This is a genomic window from Amycolatopsis camponoti, assembly GCF_902497555.1.
GTDB lineage: Bacteria > Actinomycetota > Actinomycetes > Mycobacteriales > Pseudonocardiaceae > Amycolatopsis > Amycolatopsis camponoti.
On record NZ_CABVGP010000003.1, the window covers coordinates 1,121,969 to 1,135,899 of the forward strand.

General features: G+C 71.9%; 13 protein-coding genes. 9 read left to right on the top strand and 4 right to left on the bottom strand.

Annotation, left to right across the window (positions count from 1 at the left end):
- The first annotated feature begins 51 nt into the window (after positions 1-51).
- Positions 52-660 carry a TetR/AcrR family transcriptional regulator gene (locus AA23TX_RS41790; protein ID WP_155548464.1) on the top strand — a complete coding sequence of 203 codons (609 nt, stop codon included), beginning with the start codon at positions 52-54 and terminating at the stop codon, positions 658-660.
- On the top strand, positions 657-1,148 hold the full coding sequence (locus tag AA23TX_RS41795) for a nuclear transport factor 2 family protein (protein ID WP_155548465.1): 492 nt from the start codon (positions 657-659) through the stop codon (positions 1,146-1,148). Before AA23TX_RS41790 ends, AA23TX_RS41795 begins: the two co-directional genes overlap by 4 nt.
- Here the strand turns inward: AA23TX_RS41795 and AA23TX_RS41800 are convergent.
- The gene (locus AA23TX_RS41800) at positions 1,123-4,233 is read right to left on the bottom strand and encodes an AfsR/SARP family transcriptional regulator (protein WP_155548466.1); all 3,111 of its coding nucleotides are present in this window, start codon (positions 4,231-4,233) and stop codon (positions 1,123-1,125) included. The genes AA23TX_RS41795 and AA23TX_RS41800 overlap by 26 nt on opposite strands.
- Positions 4,234-4,360: 127 nt before the next feature.
- Here AA23TX_RS41800 and AA23TX_RS41805 point away from each other — a divergent pair, with 127 nt between their 5' ends.
- The 4 genes from AA23TX_RS41805 to AA23TX_RS41820 are packed head-to-tail and all read left to right on the top strand — an operon-like array spanning position 4,361 to position 8,287.
- Positions 4,361-5,494: a DegT/DnrJ/EryC1/StrS family aminotransferase gene (locus tag AA23TX_RS41805; RefSeq protein ID WP_155548467.1), complete on the top strand. Its 1,134-nt coding sequence runs from the start codon at positions 4,361-4,363 to the stop codon at positions 5,492-5,494.
- A gap of 24 nt (positions 5,495-5,518) precedes the next feature.
- Positions 5,519-6,448 carry an NAD-dependent epimerase/dehydratase family protein gene (locus AA23TX_RS41810; protein WP_155548468.1) on the top strand — a complete coding sequence of 310 codons (930 nt, stop codon included), beginning with the start codon at positions 5,519-5,521 and terminating at the stop codon, positions 6,446-6,448.
- Positions 6,449-6,480: 32 nt separating this feature from the next.
- Positions 6,481-7,677 carry a glycosyltransferase family 4 protein gene (locus AA23TX_RS41815; RefSeq protein WP_155548469.1) on the top strand — a complete coding sequence of 399 codons (1,197 nt, stop codon included), beginning with the start codon at positions 6,481-6,483 and terminating at the stop codon, positions 7,675-7,677.
- The gene (locus tag AA23TX_RS41820) at positions 7,664-8,287 is read left to right on the top strand and encodes an acyltransferase (protein WP_155548470.1); all 624 of its coding nucleotides are present in this window, start codon (positions 7,664-7,666) and stop codon (positions 8,285-8,287) included. Before AA23TX_RS41815 ends, AA23TX_RS41820 begins: the two co-directional genes overlap by 14 nt.
- 201 nt (positions 8,288-8,488) lie before the next feature.
- Here the strand turns inward: AA23TX_RS41820 and AA23TX_RS41825 are convergent, their stop codons facing one another.
- Positions 8,489-9,079, bottom strand: a complete 591-nt coding sequence (locus AA23TX_RS41825) for a hypothetical protein (protein WP_155548471.1) — start codon at positions 9,077-9,079, stop codon at positions 8,489-8,491.
- Between the two features lie 119 nt (positions 9,080-9,198).
- Here AA23TX_RS41825 and AA23TX_RS41830 point away from each other — a divergent pair, with 119 nt between their 5' ends.
- From AA23TX_RS41830 to AA23TX_RS41840, 3 genes are read left to right on the top strand one after another with little or no spacing between them, the layout of a single operon-like run.
- Positions 9,199-9,705, top strand: coding sequence for a SigE family RNA polymerase sigma factor (locus AA23TX_RS41830; RefSeq protein ID WP_155548472.1), 507 nt, complete (start codon positions 9,199-9,201; stop codon positions 9,703-9,705).
- Positions 9,702-10,418, top strand: a complete 717-nt coding sequence (locus AA23TX_RS41835; RefSeq protein ID WP_155548473.1) for a hypothetical protein — start codon at positions 9,702-9,704, stop codon at positions 10,416-10,418. The genes AA23TX_RS41830 and AA23TX_RS41835 overlap by 4 nt, the downstream gene beginning before the upstream one ends.
- Before the next feature lie 55 nt (positions 10,419-10,473).
- Entirely contained in the window at positions 10,474-11,859 is a 1,386-nt protein-coding gene (locus AA23TX_RS41840; RefSeq protein ID WP_155548474.1) for a M20/M25/M40 family metallo-hydrolase, read from the top strand.
- Here the strand turns inward: AA23TX_RS41840 and AA23TX_RS41845 are convergent.
- Together AA23TX_RS41845 and AA23TX_RS41850 are read right to left on the bottom strand one after the other, a co-directional pair.
- Complete coding sequence (locus AA23TX_RS41845) at positions 11,856-12,812, bottom strand: Gfo/Idh/MocA family protein (RefSeq protein WP_155548475.1); 957 nt, start codon at positions 12,810-12,812, stop codon at positions 11,856-11,858. The two genes, AA23TX_RS41840 and AA23TX_RS41845, sit on opposite strands and share 4 nt — an antisense overlap.
- The gene (locus tag AA23TX_RS41850) at positions 12,809-13,915 is read right to left on the bottom strand and encodes a DegT/DnrJ/EryC1/StrS family aminotransferase (protein WP_155548476.1); all 1,107 of its coding nucleotides are present in this window, start codon (positions 13,913-13,915) and stop codon (positions 12,809-12,811) included. Before AA23TX_RS41850 ends, AA23TX_RS41845 begins: the two co-directional genes overlap by 4 nt.
- Positions 13,916-13,931 lie beyond the last annotated feature (16 nt).

The window sequence follows — 13,931 nt, forward strand, 5'->3', positions numbered from 1 at the left end:
GTCGCTGTTCCCTGGCGTTACCTAACAGTCGTCAGGTACAGTACCTAACCGATGTCAGGTAAGCGGTTGACGCGGGAAGCGCGGCGCGAGCGGATCCTCGCCGCGGCCGGCTCGGTGTTCGCGTCGGCGGGCTACGACGCGGCCGGGATGCGCGAGGTGGCGGCGGCCGCCGGGATCAGCACGCCGGTGCTCTACGACCACTTCCCGGCGAAGGCGGAGCTGTACGCGGCGCTCCTGGAGTCCGAAGTGGACGGATTGCTGGCCGGCTGGGGAGCACTCCCGCCGTCGGACGACCCGGAAGTGCTGCTGCGCGGCCGCGTCTCGGCGATCTTCGCGTGGATCGAGAACCACGAGCGGGGCTGGCGGATGATCTTCGCGGAGACGCCGTCGGACCCGGCGGTCGCGTCGGTGCACCGCCGCGGCCAGGAACGGGCGACGGCCACCCTGGCGGCGCTGTTCCACGGCGTGCCACTGGACCTCACGGCCCGCATCCCGCGCCCGCTGGCCGACGAGGTGCTGGCGGAGGCGGCGAAGAGCGCGTTGAACGCGATCGCGACGTGGTGGTGGCGCCACCGCGAAATCCCGCGTGACGAGGTCGTCGCGCTGACGGTGGACCTGTTGTGGCGCGGCCTGGCCGCGCTGATCGAGGGGGAACGATGAGCACCGAGACCTATCGTCGCGCGGCCGAAGCGGGCGACGTCGACCTGGCGATGACGGCGTTCGCGCCGGACGCCGTCCTGCATTCGCCGCTCACCTCGCGGGTGCGGTTCACCGGCCACGCGCAGCTGCGGCCGCTGATCGAGGTGGCGTACGCGCACCTTTCGGACATCCGCTTCCACACCGACGTCGGCGACGAGCGGACGCGGGTGGTGGTCTACACCGGACGGATCGGCGGCGAGCCGATCGAAGAGGCGACGCTGGTGCGCCTCGACTCCGACGGGCTGATCGAAGAGGCGACGCTGTTCGTGCGGACGTTGCCGGGCCTGGTGGCGCTGATGGACCGGTTCGGGCCGGACCTCGCCCGGAAGAACGGGCGGCCGGCGGTGGCGCGGGTGCTGGGCGTGCTGGTGAAGCCGCTGCTGGCGATGGTCCGCTCGGGTGACCGGCACGCGGTCCCGCTGGTCAGCGCTCGCCGTCAGCCGGGGTGACGGCGACCGCCGAATGCTCGAGCGCCTTCTGCGCGCTCATGCCCAAGCCGGTCCCGTAGGCCCGCTCGAACCCGGCCGTCCCCAGCGACTCGACGACCCGGCCTCGCACCGACGAGGCGTCCGGGTCGCCGGCGATCGACGTCCCGCGCACTCCCGCCGCCGCGCCCAGGAGCGTCGCCGCCTGCTCGGGCGGGGCCACTCCGGCCAAGCCCTCCAGCGCGAACGCCACGACGTCGCTCGCGTGCCACTGCCGTCCGGTGAGCAGCGCCGAGCGGTGCAGCCGGGCCGCTTCCGGCCGCCTGCCCTCGGCCAAGGCGAGCCAGCCGAGCGAGATCAGCGCCATCGCGCGGCCCGTCTCCGCCGCGAACGAGCCGCCAGGGCACTCCGCCAGCGCGCGCTCGCCCAACGCGCGGGCCGCGGCCAGGTCACCTTCGTACCGGGCCAGGTTCGCCAGCCCTACGTACGCGGCCGCGCGGGACTCCGGCATGCCCGTGCGGCGGGCCGTCGCCGCCGCCAGTTCGTAGTCCGCGCAGGCACCGGCCGGGTCGCCCGAAAGCAGGCGGGCCCAGGCGCGGCGGCAGATGAGGTCGGCGGCGTCGTCGGTCGCGCCGATCTGGTGGATCAGCCCCAGCGCCTCGTCCATCAGCGGCAGGGCGGCATCGTGCTCGCCGCGCCACGTGAGCAGCTGGGACAGGTGGTCCAAGGCCATCGACAGGCCCCACCGCTCGCCCAGCGCGCGGAACTGCGTCGCGCCCTCGCGCAGCCCTTCCTCGGCACCGGCCAGGTCGCCGGTCATCATCGCCCGCAGGCCCATGCCCGTCGGCAGCAGCGCCCAGCCCCAGGCGTCCCCGGCCGCCAGCAGGCCCTCGCCCCGGCCCGTCAGCTCTTCGTCGTCGCCGGGCGGGCCCACGACCACGCCGAGCAGCATCACCAGCATCGGGTTGCGGGGCGCCCAGTCGCCGTCCGCCGCGTACCGCCGGACCAGCGGCAGGTACTGCTCCAGCGACTCGTGCGGCGCCCCCGACAGCGCCCCGAGCACGCACACCAGGAACTCCTCGGCGTACTCCTCGCGCAGCTCCGGCGGGGTCCGTGAGACGACGGCCAGGGACAGACCGGCGCCCTCGAACCGGCGTCCGCGCATCCACCAGTACATCGCCAGCAGCGGCACCAGCCGCAGCGCGAGCGTGACGTCGTGCTCGGTCGCCCAGCGCAGGGCGGCCAGGAGGTTGTCGTACTCGGCGTCGATCCGGTCCAGCCAGTCCAGCTGCGCCGCGGTCCGCAGCATCGGGTCGGCTTCTTCGGCGAACCGCAGGAAGTACTCGGCGTGCGCACGGGAGAACGTCTCGGTCTCGCCCGCTTCGGCGAGCTTCTCGGCGCCGAACGCGCGGATCGTCTCGAGCATCCGGAACCGGCCGCCGACGGCTTCGACCAGCGACTTGTCGGCCAGCTCGAGAAGGAGATCGGCGTCGGCCCCGCAGACCTCGGCCGCCGCGGTCAGCGTCGCGCCGCCGGGGAAGACCGTCAGCCGCCGGGCGAGCTCGCGTTCGTCGTCGCCGAGCAGGTCCCAGCTCCACTCGACGACCCCGCGCAGCGAGCGGTGGCGCTCCTCGGCCGTCCGGCTGCCGCGGGCGAGCAGCCGGAACCGGTCGTCGAGCCGGGCCGCGATCTCCCCGAGGTCCAGGCTCCGGACGCGCGCCGCGGCCAGCTCCAGCGCCAGCGGCAGGCCGTCGAGGGCCGCGCAGATGTGCTGGACGTCGCCGATCGTCGCCTCGCCGACGGTGAACGCCGGGTCGCTCGCGGCCGCGCGGTCGGCGAACAGCCGGACCGCCGGGTAGGCCAGCGCCTCCGCGGCGGGAGTCCCGGGCGGCGGGACGGCCAGCCGCGGCACCGGCGCCAGCTGCTCGCCGGTGATGCCGAGCGGCTCACGGCTGGTGGCCAGCACCCGCAGCCCCGGGCACGCGCCGAGCAGCCGCGCGGCCAGCCGGGCCGCGACGTCGACGACGTGCTCGCAGTTGTCGAGCACGAGCAGCGCCGCCCGGTCGCGCAGGGCCGAGATCAGCCGATCGGCCGGGTCCTGCGGGCCGCCGCGCGTGCTCTCGCGCAGGCCGAGCGCGCCCAGCACCGCCCCGGCGACACCGGGGCCGCTGTGCGGGGCCAGTTCGACGAACGCGACCGGCCCGGCTTCCGCGGCGGCGATTTCGACGGCCAGCCGCGTCTTGCCGGTGCCGCCCGGCCCGGTCAGCGTCACCAGCCGGCTGCGCTCCAGCAGCTCGGCCACCTGCCGCAGCTCGCCGTCCCGCCCGACGAAGCTGGTCAGCTGCGCGGGCAACGCGGGGATCGCCGGCCTCTCCGTCTCGCCGCGAAGCACGGCGAGGTGGGCTTCGGCGAGGTCTGGACCAGGGTCGGCGCCCAGCTCGTCGGCCAGCGTGCGGCGGGCGTCTTCGAACGCGGCCAGCGCGTCGGCCGGCCGGCCCGCGGCGGTGAGCGCGCGGACGAGCTGCGCGCGCGGCCGTTCCCGCAGCGGCTGCGCGGCGACGGTCTCCCTCAGCTCGGCGAGGACGTCTTCGGCGTGCCCGAGGGCCAGCCGGGCTTCGACGCGGTCGTCCGCCGCGTCGGCCCGCAGCTCCTCGAGCCGGGTGGACCGGGCCGCGGCGAACGGCGCGTCGGCCAGGTCGGTGAACGCGGGCCCGCGCCACAACGCCAGCGCTTCGTCCAAGGTGGACGCCGCTCGGGCGGGCTCGCCGTTCTTCAGCAGCGTCCGGCCTTCGCGCGCAAGGCTTTCGAAAGCGTGAACGTCCACTTCGTCCGGTTCGACGACCAAGCGGTACCCAGCGGCGGTGAACTCGACCGGCGCCAGCTCCTTCAGCGCCGTCCGCAGCCGGGAGACCTGCGACTGGAGGGCGTTGGCCGCGCCGTCCGGTGGGTAGTCCCCGTACATGCCGTCGATCAGCCGCTCGGCCGGCACGAACCGGCCGGCTTCCAGGGCGAGCAACGCCAGCAGGGTTCGCGACCGGGGGCCGCCCACCGCCACCTGCGTGCCGTCCGGACGCCACGCGGCGACGGCCCCCAGCACCCCGAATCGCATGGACCCACCCTAAGACGTCGCCCGACCTGGGGAAGTTGTCGCTCGAAGGTGGTCTTCGGCGTGGGCCTGTGAATCACCTGAGCGAGCGTATATACACTTCGCCGGGTCCCCACGCAATGGGAGAGGTATGTCGACCGACAGCATTGCCCTTGGTCAGCCGACCGTGGGTGAAGAGGAGCTCGCCGCCGTCGCCGAGGTCTTCCGGTCCGGCTGGCTGGCCGGCGCCGGACCGGCGTGCCGCCGCTTCGAAGAGCGGTTCGCCCAGGTCACCGGCACCGCGCACGCGTTGACGACCGCGAACTGCGGTTCGGCGCTCTTCCTCGGGCTCAAGGTCTTGGGCGTGCGGCCGGGCGACGAGGTCATCGTCGGCGACTACACGTTCCCGGCCACCGGCCACGCCGTCGTGCAGGCCGGCGCGACCCCGGTGTTCGCCGACATCCGCCCGGACGTCTTCAGCGCGGACCCGGCGCACGTCGAGTCCCTGATCACCCCGAAGACCGTCGGCATCCTCGCCGTCGACGTCGCCGGCCAGCCGGGCGACTTCGACGAATACCGCGCGATCGCCGACAAGCACGGCCTCTGGCTGTTCGAGGACGCCGCGTGCGCCGCCGGCGCGACGTACAAGACACGCCCGGCGGGCAGCCTCGCCGACCTCGCCGCGTTCTCCTTCCACGGCCGCAAGGGCATCACCGCGGGCGAAGGCGGCGCGCTGGTCTCCGACCGCGAAGACCTCATCGCGCACGCCCGCAAGCTGCACACCTACGGCATCGAGCCGGCGATCAGCCGCGAAGGCTCGAACACGCTGCCGATCCCGGAGTTCCACGAGCTCGGCTACAACTTCCGCATGTCGGACGTCCAGGCCGCGATCATGAACGTCCAGCTCGACCGGCTGCCGGATCTCCTCGCTTCACGTCGCTCGGTCGCGAAGCGCTACCACGAGGCCTTCGCGGACGTCGACGCGCTGACCGTCCCGGTGGAACTGCCCGATCGCGAGCACCCGTGGCAGGCCTACCTGCTCACGGTGGCGCCCGAGGTCAGCCGCGACACCCTCGCGCTGCGCATCCGCGAAACGGGCGTGCAGTGCAACTTCGGCACCTACGCCTCGCACCTGCAGCCGATCTACGGTCCCCAGGCCCCGCTGCCCGTCTCGGCGGACGCGTTCGCGCGTCAGCTCGCGATCCCGATGCACGCCAACCTCACCGACGCCGAAGTCACCCGCGTCGGCGAGGTTGTGCGCGAAGCCGTGCAGTCCCTGTCCTGAAGCCGCCCTACCGAGGAGAAATTGGTGTCCGACAAGAAGGTGCTCTTCACCGGGGCAGGTGGGTTCATCGCCGCGCACGTCATCCCGCTGCTCATCGAGGGCGGCTACACGGTGCGGATCTTCGACAACATGACCCGCGGCGACCGCGCCCGCGTCAACGAGTTCGTCGCCACCGGCAAGGTCGAGCTCGTCGAGAAGGACGTCCGCTACGGCGGTGCGGTGCGTGAGGCCATGCGCGGCTGCACGCACGTCATCCACTTCGCGACGGTGTCGATCAACAAGTCGATCGCCGACCCGCACGAGTCGATCGACATCAACATGATCGGCAACCACAACGTGTTCGCCGCGGCCGCCGACGAGGGCGTCGAGCGCCTGGTGTTCGCCTCGACCGCGTCGGTCTACGGCGAGCCGAAGCGCCTGCCGATGCACGAGGACGACGAGCTCAAGCCGCTCACGCCGTACTGCATCTCGAAGCGCGCCGGCGAGGACCTGCTCGGTTTCTACGAGCGCCAGAAGGGCCTGTCCTGGAACGCGCTGCGGTTCTTCAACGTGTACGGCCCCGGCCAGAAGATCGAGGCCTACTACACGTCGGTGATCAACCACTTCATCCAGCGCCTGCGCGCCGGCCAGCCGCCGATCATCGACGGCCGCGGCGACCAGTCGATGGACTTCGTGCACGTCTGGGACCTCGCGCGCGCGGTCGTCGCCGCGCTGGAGTCGGAGCGGGCGAACCTGCCGATCAACATCGGCACCGGCATCGACACGTCGATCGCGGCGCTGGCGAAGATCCTCATCGAGGCCGTCGGCGTCGACGTCGAGCCGCTGTTCAACGAGCGTGACGTGCTGGTCTCGCGGCGCGCCGCCGACATCACCCGCGCCCGCGAGGTGCTCGGCTGGGAGCCGCGGATCACTGTCGAAGAAGGCATGCGGCAGCTGGTCGAGGACTCAGAGTGAGTGCCACCGCGGGCCCTGCCCGAGGACGTGCGATGCGCATCGCGGTGGTGAACAACTTCTTCCCGCCCCGGGTGGGCGGGAGCGCGCACATGTCGGCGTCGCTGGCGGCGCAGTTCGTCGAGGCCGGGCACGAAGTCCTGGCCATCACGGCGGCCTACGCCGACGCCCCGGCCGACGAGGAGCGCGACGGCTACCGCGTCGTGCGCCTCGCGGCGGTGAAGATGCCGCAGGTCGGGCTGTCGATCGACTTCGACATGAGCTTCGCGTCGCCGCGGCCGGGCAACTGGCGGCGGCTGTGGAAGCTGCTGGACGAGTTCAAGCCGGACGCGATCCACCTGCACGGCCAGTTCTTCGACCTGTCGTGGCTGGCTGGCATCTACGCGCGGCGACGGAACATCCCGGTGCTGCTGACCATCCACACGCTCCTGATCAGCGACAACAAGCTGTACGGCAGCGTGTTCCGGATGCTCGACGCGGTGCTCGTGAAGCCGATTCTGCGCTACATCCGGCCTCGCTACGTCATCCTCGACAAGCTCGGGGTCGACTACTGCGTCGAGCGCTACGGCACCAGCGACGCGAACTCGGAGTACTTCCCGATCGCGGTCGACACCGGCCACTTCGCGAAGCCGGTGACGAAGGACGTCCGCGCGGAGCACGAGATCGGTGACGCGCCGCTGATCGTCTCGCTCGGGCACGTCATCCCGCTGCGCAACCGGCTGCCGCTCATCGAGGCGCTGCCGTCCATTTTGGACAAGCACCCGAGCGTCCGCGTGCTGGTCGTCGGCCGCGTCTACCACGACGCGTTCCTGAAGCGCGCCGCGGAACTGGGCGTCTCGGACGCGCTGGTGGTCACGGGCGCGGTGCCGAAGGCGGACGTCCCGGCGTACTTCGCGGCGGCGGACATCGTCACGCACGACCTCAACGGCGGCTGCGGCACGGCGTCGCTCGAGGCGATGCTGTCCGGCACGGCGACGATCGCATCGGTCACCGAGGACAACTACCCCGGTATCGAGCTGCGCAACGGCGAGAACGTGCTGCTGGTGCGCCCGGACGACGCGGAGGCCGTGGCGCGCACGGTGATCGAGCTGCTCGACGACCCGGATCGCCGGGCCCTGATCGCGCAGCGCGAGAGCGAGATGGTCCGGTCGAACTTCGGCCTCGACGTCGTCGCCGAGGAACACCTCCGTACGTTCGAGAAACTGGTGTCGGAAGCGGATGTTCTTCGATGACGAGCGCAGCCACCGGCTGCGCCCGCAGATCCTGACCGAGCTCGTCTCGCAGTACATGAACGACGCCGAGCGGGCCCAGTTCTACGGGCTCCCGTCGACGTGCCGGGTGCGTGAGCGAGTCAAGATCATCAGCCCCGAGAACCTCACGATGGGCGACCACTGCTGGGTCGGGGAGGGCGCGGCGCTCGACGCGAGCGGCGGCCTGGAGATCGGCGAGCACACCAGCATCGGGCTGAACACGCTGATCTTCACGCACTCGAGCTGGCTCGCGAACATGACGCTGCAGAACCATTCGGGCAGCGACCTGATCGAGCGCAAGCCGGTGAAGATCGGCAAGGGCTGCTTCATCGGCGGCCTGGTGGTGATCATGGCCGGCGTGACGATCGGCGACTTCGCCACGGTGCAGCCGAACTCGGTGGTGGCGAAGGACGTCCCGCCGCGGACGCTGGTGGCGGGCAACCCGGCGCGCGTGTTCCAGCGGTACGACGAGGAGTACATCCAGTCCGAAGTGGACCGGGTCCGCGCGGAGAACGCGCGCCGCCGGGAGATCGCCGAGGAACGCGGTCAGGCTCCCGGCTGGGGCGCGCCCTCCGGTGACTTCTCCGAGTAGACCGGTTCCCGGCTTCGGCCCGCTCCCCGAAGTGGATGACGGCGGCGCCGACGTGGTCGCCGGCGCCGCCGTCGTGGAACCGCCCCGGTGCGCTGTGACGCAGGTCAGCAGGCATGCGGCGGCGAAGATTCCCCCGATGAAGCGCTCGCAAGACAATCTAGCCCGCGGTAACCGAGCGCAGGATTGCGGTTACGCAACGTTTCAGCCGTGGCCGACGTCCGTGGTGCCGCCGGGCAGCTTGTTGCCGGCCGCGTCGTAGGCCTTCAGCCGCGCCGGGTCGGGCGTGCCCAGGTCGAACCAGAACACGACCACGTTCGGGTCCGCGCTCCAGCGAGCTTGGTGCGCGACACCCACCGAGCTGGTGATCTTCGCGGCCGGGCCGACGTAGTAACCGAAGCCGGGAACGTCGTGGCCGTCGGCGTTCATGCCGCCGGTCACCGAGTGGAAGCCCGGCGCCTTGTCGGAGCCCGACGTCTCGTTCGCGACGACCAGGTCCTTCAGCCCCGACGCGTCACGAACGCCCGCCATGATGCCGAACGTCGTCTGCGGCAGCCGCGATTCCCGCAGCTTGACGCCGTAGAAGACCAGGTCGCCGATGCCCGACGGGATCACGTCACCCAGCACCTCGTGCTCGGGCGCGGCGGCGCGGGCCGGCGGTACCGGCGCGGCAGCGAGGGCGGCGGGCGCGACCGGCGTCGCAGGCGCGGCGTTCGCGCTGGTCAGCACGCCGGACACGGCCAGCGCGCCGCACGCGGCGACGGCGGTACCGGCGATGACGAGGCGTTTTCTCATGCGTTTCCTCCCTCGGCGACAAGATCGTCCGGAGGAACGACGGGCGTACGCTCGGAAAGGTTGAGAGCAACCTTTCCGCGGCCCGGCCGTCGCTGGGGAGAGACGGATCGAGGTGACCCATGGCGCGCGGCGACGACGAGTTCGCGGACTTCGTGCGCGCCTCCTCGGCCCGGCTCACCCACGCCGCCTACCTGCTCACCGGTGACCGCCACCAGGCGGAAGACGCCGCGCAGACCGCCTTCACGCGCACGTACGCGGCCTGGTCGCGAGTCCGGCACAAGGACGCCTACGGCTACGCCCGCACCGTCCTGATGAACCACGTCATCGACGGCTGGCGGCGCCCGATCCGCGAGTACGCCACCGAGGCGATGCCCGACCAGCCGGACCGGCTCGACGTCGACAAGGCCGTCACCCAGCGCGCGTGGCTCACCGCGGTGCTGCGGACGCTGACCGCCCGCGAACGCGCCGTCGTCGTGCTCCGCCACTTCTTCGACCTGCCCGAAGCCGACGTGGCCCGTGAGCTCGGCGTTTCGCTGGGTACCGTGAAGAGCACCAACTCGCGCGCGCTGGCCAAGCTGCGCATCGAGGCCGGCGAGGACACGCTGATCGGAGGGAGCGGGCGATGAACGACCTCGACGACTTCCGCGCCGCCCTCCGGCAGCCGCCCGCCGAACCCTTCGCCGAGCCCGACCTGGCGGCGATCATGGCCGGCGGCACGCGCCTCCGGCGTCGCCGCCGTGCACTGACGACCACCGCCGGGCTCGCCGCCGCGGCCGTCGTCGTGCTGGTGTTCGTGTTCGCCGTCCAGCTGCGGCAGCCCGCCCCGGCGCCGGTCGCGCAGCCGCCTGCCCCGCCGACGTTGTCCGTGCCCGCCTCGACCACCGGGCCGTCCGAACGGCCGCCGCTCGGCGACGTCGTCGGCACCGGGATCCTGACGAAGGCAGGCGAGATCGTGTTCTTCGCGCGGGCCATCGACGAGCCGCAGGCACTGCCGGGCATCCACTTCGGCCTGGTCGCCGGCTTCCGCTCCGGTACCGCGCTGCAGGCCGCGCTGGCCACGAACGAGGTCCGCGGCTCCGACCGGTCGTTCGGCTTCCACGCCACCGACGGCGGCGAGGTCCTCCAGGACCAGCTCATCCCGGTCTTCGGCTACTTCGCCGGCCCGGCGACGCGGATCACGACGACCGTCCACGGCAAGACCGTCGAGGCCACCCTGGCCAAGTGGACCGAGGACCCGAACGTGGTCTTCTTCTGGTTCGACCCCGTCGCGGTGCCGGACTCCGCGTCCCTGACCCCGCTGATCGCCTACGACGGCGGAGGCAAGCGGCTCACCAAGTAGCCGCGCGTCCGGTCGGCGGTACACGGCGGCCCCGCGCGGGCGTAAGACCGGATCCGTGACCTCTCGACGAGCGTTCCTCGCCGCATCGGCGACTTCGGTGGTGGTGTCCGCGGTGGGGGTTCCGGCGGCGGCCGCGTCCCCCGGGTGCCCAGGCGTTCCCGTCCGGCCGCAGCGCCCCGGCGTGGACCTGCGAGCGTTGCTGCGGCAGGTCGACGAGCGCCGGATCGAGGCGACCGTGCGGCGGCTGGCCGCGTTCGGCACCCGGCACACGCTGTCCGCCCAGGACGACCCGGTGCGCGGCATCGGCGCCGCGCGTGACTGGCTGTTCGCGCAGTTCCAGCAGGTCGCGGCCGCGTCCGGCGGCCGGATGACCGTCGAGCTGCAGTCGTACGTCCAGCCGCCCGCCGACCGGATCCCGGTGCCGACGAAGATCACGAACGTCGTCGCGACGCTGCGCGGGTCCACCGATCCCGGCCGCGTGTACGTCGTCTCCGGGCACTACGACTCGCGCCGCACCGACGTCATGGACTTCACCGGCGACGCGCCGGGAGCCGACGACGACGCTTCGGGCGTCGCGGTCTCGCTGGAGCTCGCGCGGGTCTTCGCGACCCGGCAGCCGGCCGCGACGATCGTCTTCGCCGCCGTGGCGGGCGAGGAGCAGGGCCTCTACGGCGCGCGGTACCTCGCGCAGCAGTTCAAGGCCGCCGGCACGGACGTCCAGGCGATGTTCACCGACGACATCGTCGGCTCCAGCCGCGCCGACGACGGCACGCGCGACCCGACGACGATCCGGCTGTTCGCCGAGGGCGTCCCGACCGCGGAGACGCCGGCCGAGGCGAACCTGCGGCGCAGCATCGGGGGCGAGAACGACTCACCGCCGCGGCAGCTGGCCCGGTTCGTGAAGTCGGTGGCGGAGAACGACGCGACCGGCATGACGGTCCGCGTGATCTACCGCCGCGACCGCTACCTGCGCGGCGGCGACCACATCGGCTTCCTGGAGCAGGGCTACCCGGCGGCGCGGTTCACCGAGCCCGCCGAGGACTTCGCGCACCAGCACCAGGACGTCCGCGTGGAGAACGGCGTCCAGTACGGCGACCTGCCGGAGTTCTGCGACTTCCCGTTCATCGCCCGGGTCGCCCGGGTGAACGGCGCCGCCCTGTGGTCGCTCGCGACGGCGCCGGGCACCCCGAAGGGCGTGAAGATCCGCACGGCGGCGCTGACGAACGATTCGGAACTGCTGTGGAACGCGACGCCGGGCGCGGCCGGCTACGAAGTCCTCTGGCGCGAGACGACGGCGCCGGACTGGACGCGTGCGCTCGACGTCGGCCCGGCGCTGACGGCGAAGATCGACCTGTCGAAGGACAACGTCTTCTTCGCCGTCCGCGCGGTGGGCCCCGGCGGACTCCGGAGCCCGGCCGCGTTCCCGGTGCCGGTGAGCTAGGCCGCGGCCTGCGTCAGTACCTGCTCGACGACGTGGTGCGACGGCAGGATCAGGTCGCGCTCGGTGTCGGCGTCGACCTTGCCCTCCAGCAGGTCGCAGAACCGGTCCAGCTGCGAGGCGAGCGGCTCGCGCGCCGTGATCAGCTCGGGGATCTCGATGACCGTCTGCTGCCGGTAGCCGAGGCCGTCCGGGGTGACGGAGTCGTGCGAGATGTGCCGGTAGATGGTGACGTCGCGGCGGAGCAGGTCGATCTCGATCAGCCGGTCGAGCTCCGACACGACCAGCGACCGGACCTTCTTCTGCCCCAAGCGGGACGCGGAAACCGTGGCCAGGCCGGTCGGGAACGACAGCACCGTCTCGATGGTGTCCTCGGCGCCGTCGACCGACTGCGGGTGGAAGTACCCCGCGCCGGACGTCACCCGCGCCGGCGTCGCGCCGCCGAAGAACTGGATCGCCAGGTCGACGTCGTGCACCAGCAGGTCCCATGCGACGCCGGTCTTGATCCGGGGCGCGTACGGGCCGTGGCGGCGGGCCATCAGGTGGATCGGCTCCTGCACCAGCGCCCGCGCGGTCATGACCGCCGGGTTGTAGCGCTCGAGCAGCCCGCACATCAGCGCGACGCCCTGCTTCTTCGACAGCGCGACGATCTCCTGCGACTTCTCGAAGCTGTTGCACACCGGCTTTTCGACCAGCATCGGCTTGCCCTGGCCGAGGATCTCCTGCGCGAGGTCGTAGTGCACCTCGGTGGCCGAAGCCAGCACGACGGCGTCCACATCGGACAGTGAGCCGAGCTCGGGCGTCCACTTCGTCTCGTACCGCTCGGCGACGGCCTTGCCCGCTTCCTCGCGCGGATCGATCACGCGGACGAGGTCCACGCGTTCGTTCCCGGCGAGCACGCGAGCGTGGAGGGAACCCATGTTCCCGGTACCGACAAGAGCGATCCGATGCGTCATGCGCCCAGTACCTCGCGAACGGTTTCGATGATGGTGTCCAGGTCGGACTCGGTCAGGTGCGGGTGCACCGGCAGCGAAAGCGCTTGCGCGGCAACCGCCTGCGCCACCGGGAAGTCCTCGACGCGCGCGCCCGGGATCAGGTCGTGACCCGCGTAGCAGTCGTAGTCGAAGACGATCTTGGGGTAGTAGATGCCGTTGCCGATACCGCGCTCGGTGAGCGCCGCGGCCAGCTCGTCACGCGAGAGGAACGCGTGCGGCCCGACCAGCACGGTGTACTGGTGCCACACGTGCTCGCGGCCCGGCAGCACCTGCGGGACGTCCAGGCCGGGAGTGCCCGCGAGACCCTCCGACAGCCGCTTCGCGTTCGCCTGGCGGGCCGCGGTCAGCTGGTCGAGCTTCGCCAGCTGCGGGATGCCGACCGCCGCGTGCAGGTCGGTCATCCGGTAGTTGTGCCCGGCGACCTCGTACTGGTAGCGGGCGCGCATGCCCTGGTTGCGCAGCACGCGCAGCTTGTCGGCCAGCGCGTCGTCGTCCGTCGTGATGACGCCGCCCTCGGCGGTCGTGATGTTCTTCGTCGCGTACAGCGAGAAGCAGCCGATGCCGAACGAGCCGGCCTGCTTGCCCTCGAACGACGCGCCGACGGCCTGCGCGGAGTCCTCGATGACCTGGAGGCCGTGCTCGGCGGCCAGCGGGGCGAGCTTGCCCATGTCCGCGGTCTGGCCGTAGAGGTGCACCGGCATGAGCACCTTCGTGCGGTCGGTCACCACCTTCGCCACGGCGTCGGTGTCGATCGCGAAGTCGTCGCGCCGGATGTCGGCGAAGCGGACGGTCGCGCCGGCTTCGAGGATCGCGTTCAGCGTCGCCACGAAGGTGAACGGCGAGGTGATGACCTCGTCACCCGGCTTCAGGTCGAGCACCTGGAGCGAGGCGACCAGGGCGGTCGTCCCGTTGTTGACGGCGATCGCGTGCTTCGTGCCGGAGACGGCCGCGAAGGCGTCTTCGAAGCGCTTGACCATCGGTCCCTGTGCGATGGCGCCGGAGCGCAGCACCTCGACGACGAGGTCCTCCGCGTCGCGGACGTCGACCACAGTGATGGGGATCATGGGCAGTCTCTCTCGG

Excerpts from the sequence above, each read along its gene's own strand:
- AA23TX_RS41790 (WP_155548464.1), top strand. The coding sequence starts at position 52 with ATGTCAGGTAAGCGGTTGACGCGGGAAGCGCGGCGCGAGCGGATCCTC.
- AA23TX_RS41825 (WP_155548471.1), bottom strand. The coding sequence starts at position 9,079 with ATGAGAAAACGCCTCGTCATCGCCGGTACCGCCGTCGCCGCGTGCGGC.
- AA23TX_RS41805 (WP_155548467.1), top strand. The coding sequence starts at position 4,361 with ATGTCGACCGACAGCATTGCCCTTGGTCAGCCGACCGTGGGTGAAGAG.
- AA23TX_RS41830 (WP_155548472.1), top strand. The coding sequence starts at position 9,199 with ATGGCGCGCGGCGACGACGAGTTCGCGGACTTCGTGCGCGCCTCCTCG.
- AA23TX_RS41845 (WP_155548475.1), bottom strand. The coding sequence starts at position 12,812 with ATGACGCATCGGATCGCTCTTGTCGGTACCGGGAACATGGGTTCCCTC.
- AA23TX_RS41800 (WP_155548466.1), bottom strand. The coding sequence starts at position 4,233 with ATGCGATTCGGGGTGCTGGGGGCCGTCGCCGCGTGGCGTCCGGACGGC.
- AA23TX_RS41850 (WP_155548476.1), bottom strand. The coding sequence starts at position 13,915 with ATGATCCCCATCACTGTGGTCGACGTCCGCGACGCGGAGGACCTCGTC.
- AA23TX_RS41835 (WP_155548473.1), top strand. The coding sequence starts at position 9,702 with ATGAACGACCTCGACGACTTCCGCGCCGCCCTCCGGCAGCCGCCCGCC.
- AA23TX_RS41815 (WP_155548469.1), top strand. The coding sequence starts at position 6,481 with ATGCGCATCGCGGTGGTGAACAACTTCTTCCCGCCCCGGGTGGGCGGG.
- AA23TX_RS41820 (WP_155548470.1), top strand. The coding sequence starts at position 7,664 with ATGTTCTTCGATGACGAGCGCAGCCACCGGCTGCGCCCGCAGATCCTG.
- AA23TX_RS41795 (WP_155548465.1), top strand. The coding sequence starts at position 657 with ATGAGCACCGAGACCTATCGTCGCGCGGCCGAAGCGGGCGACGTCGAC.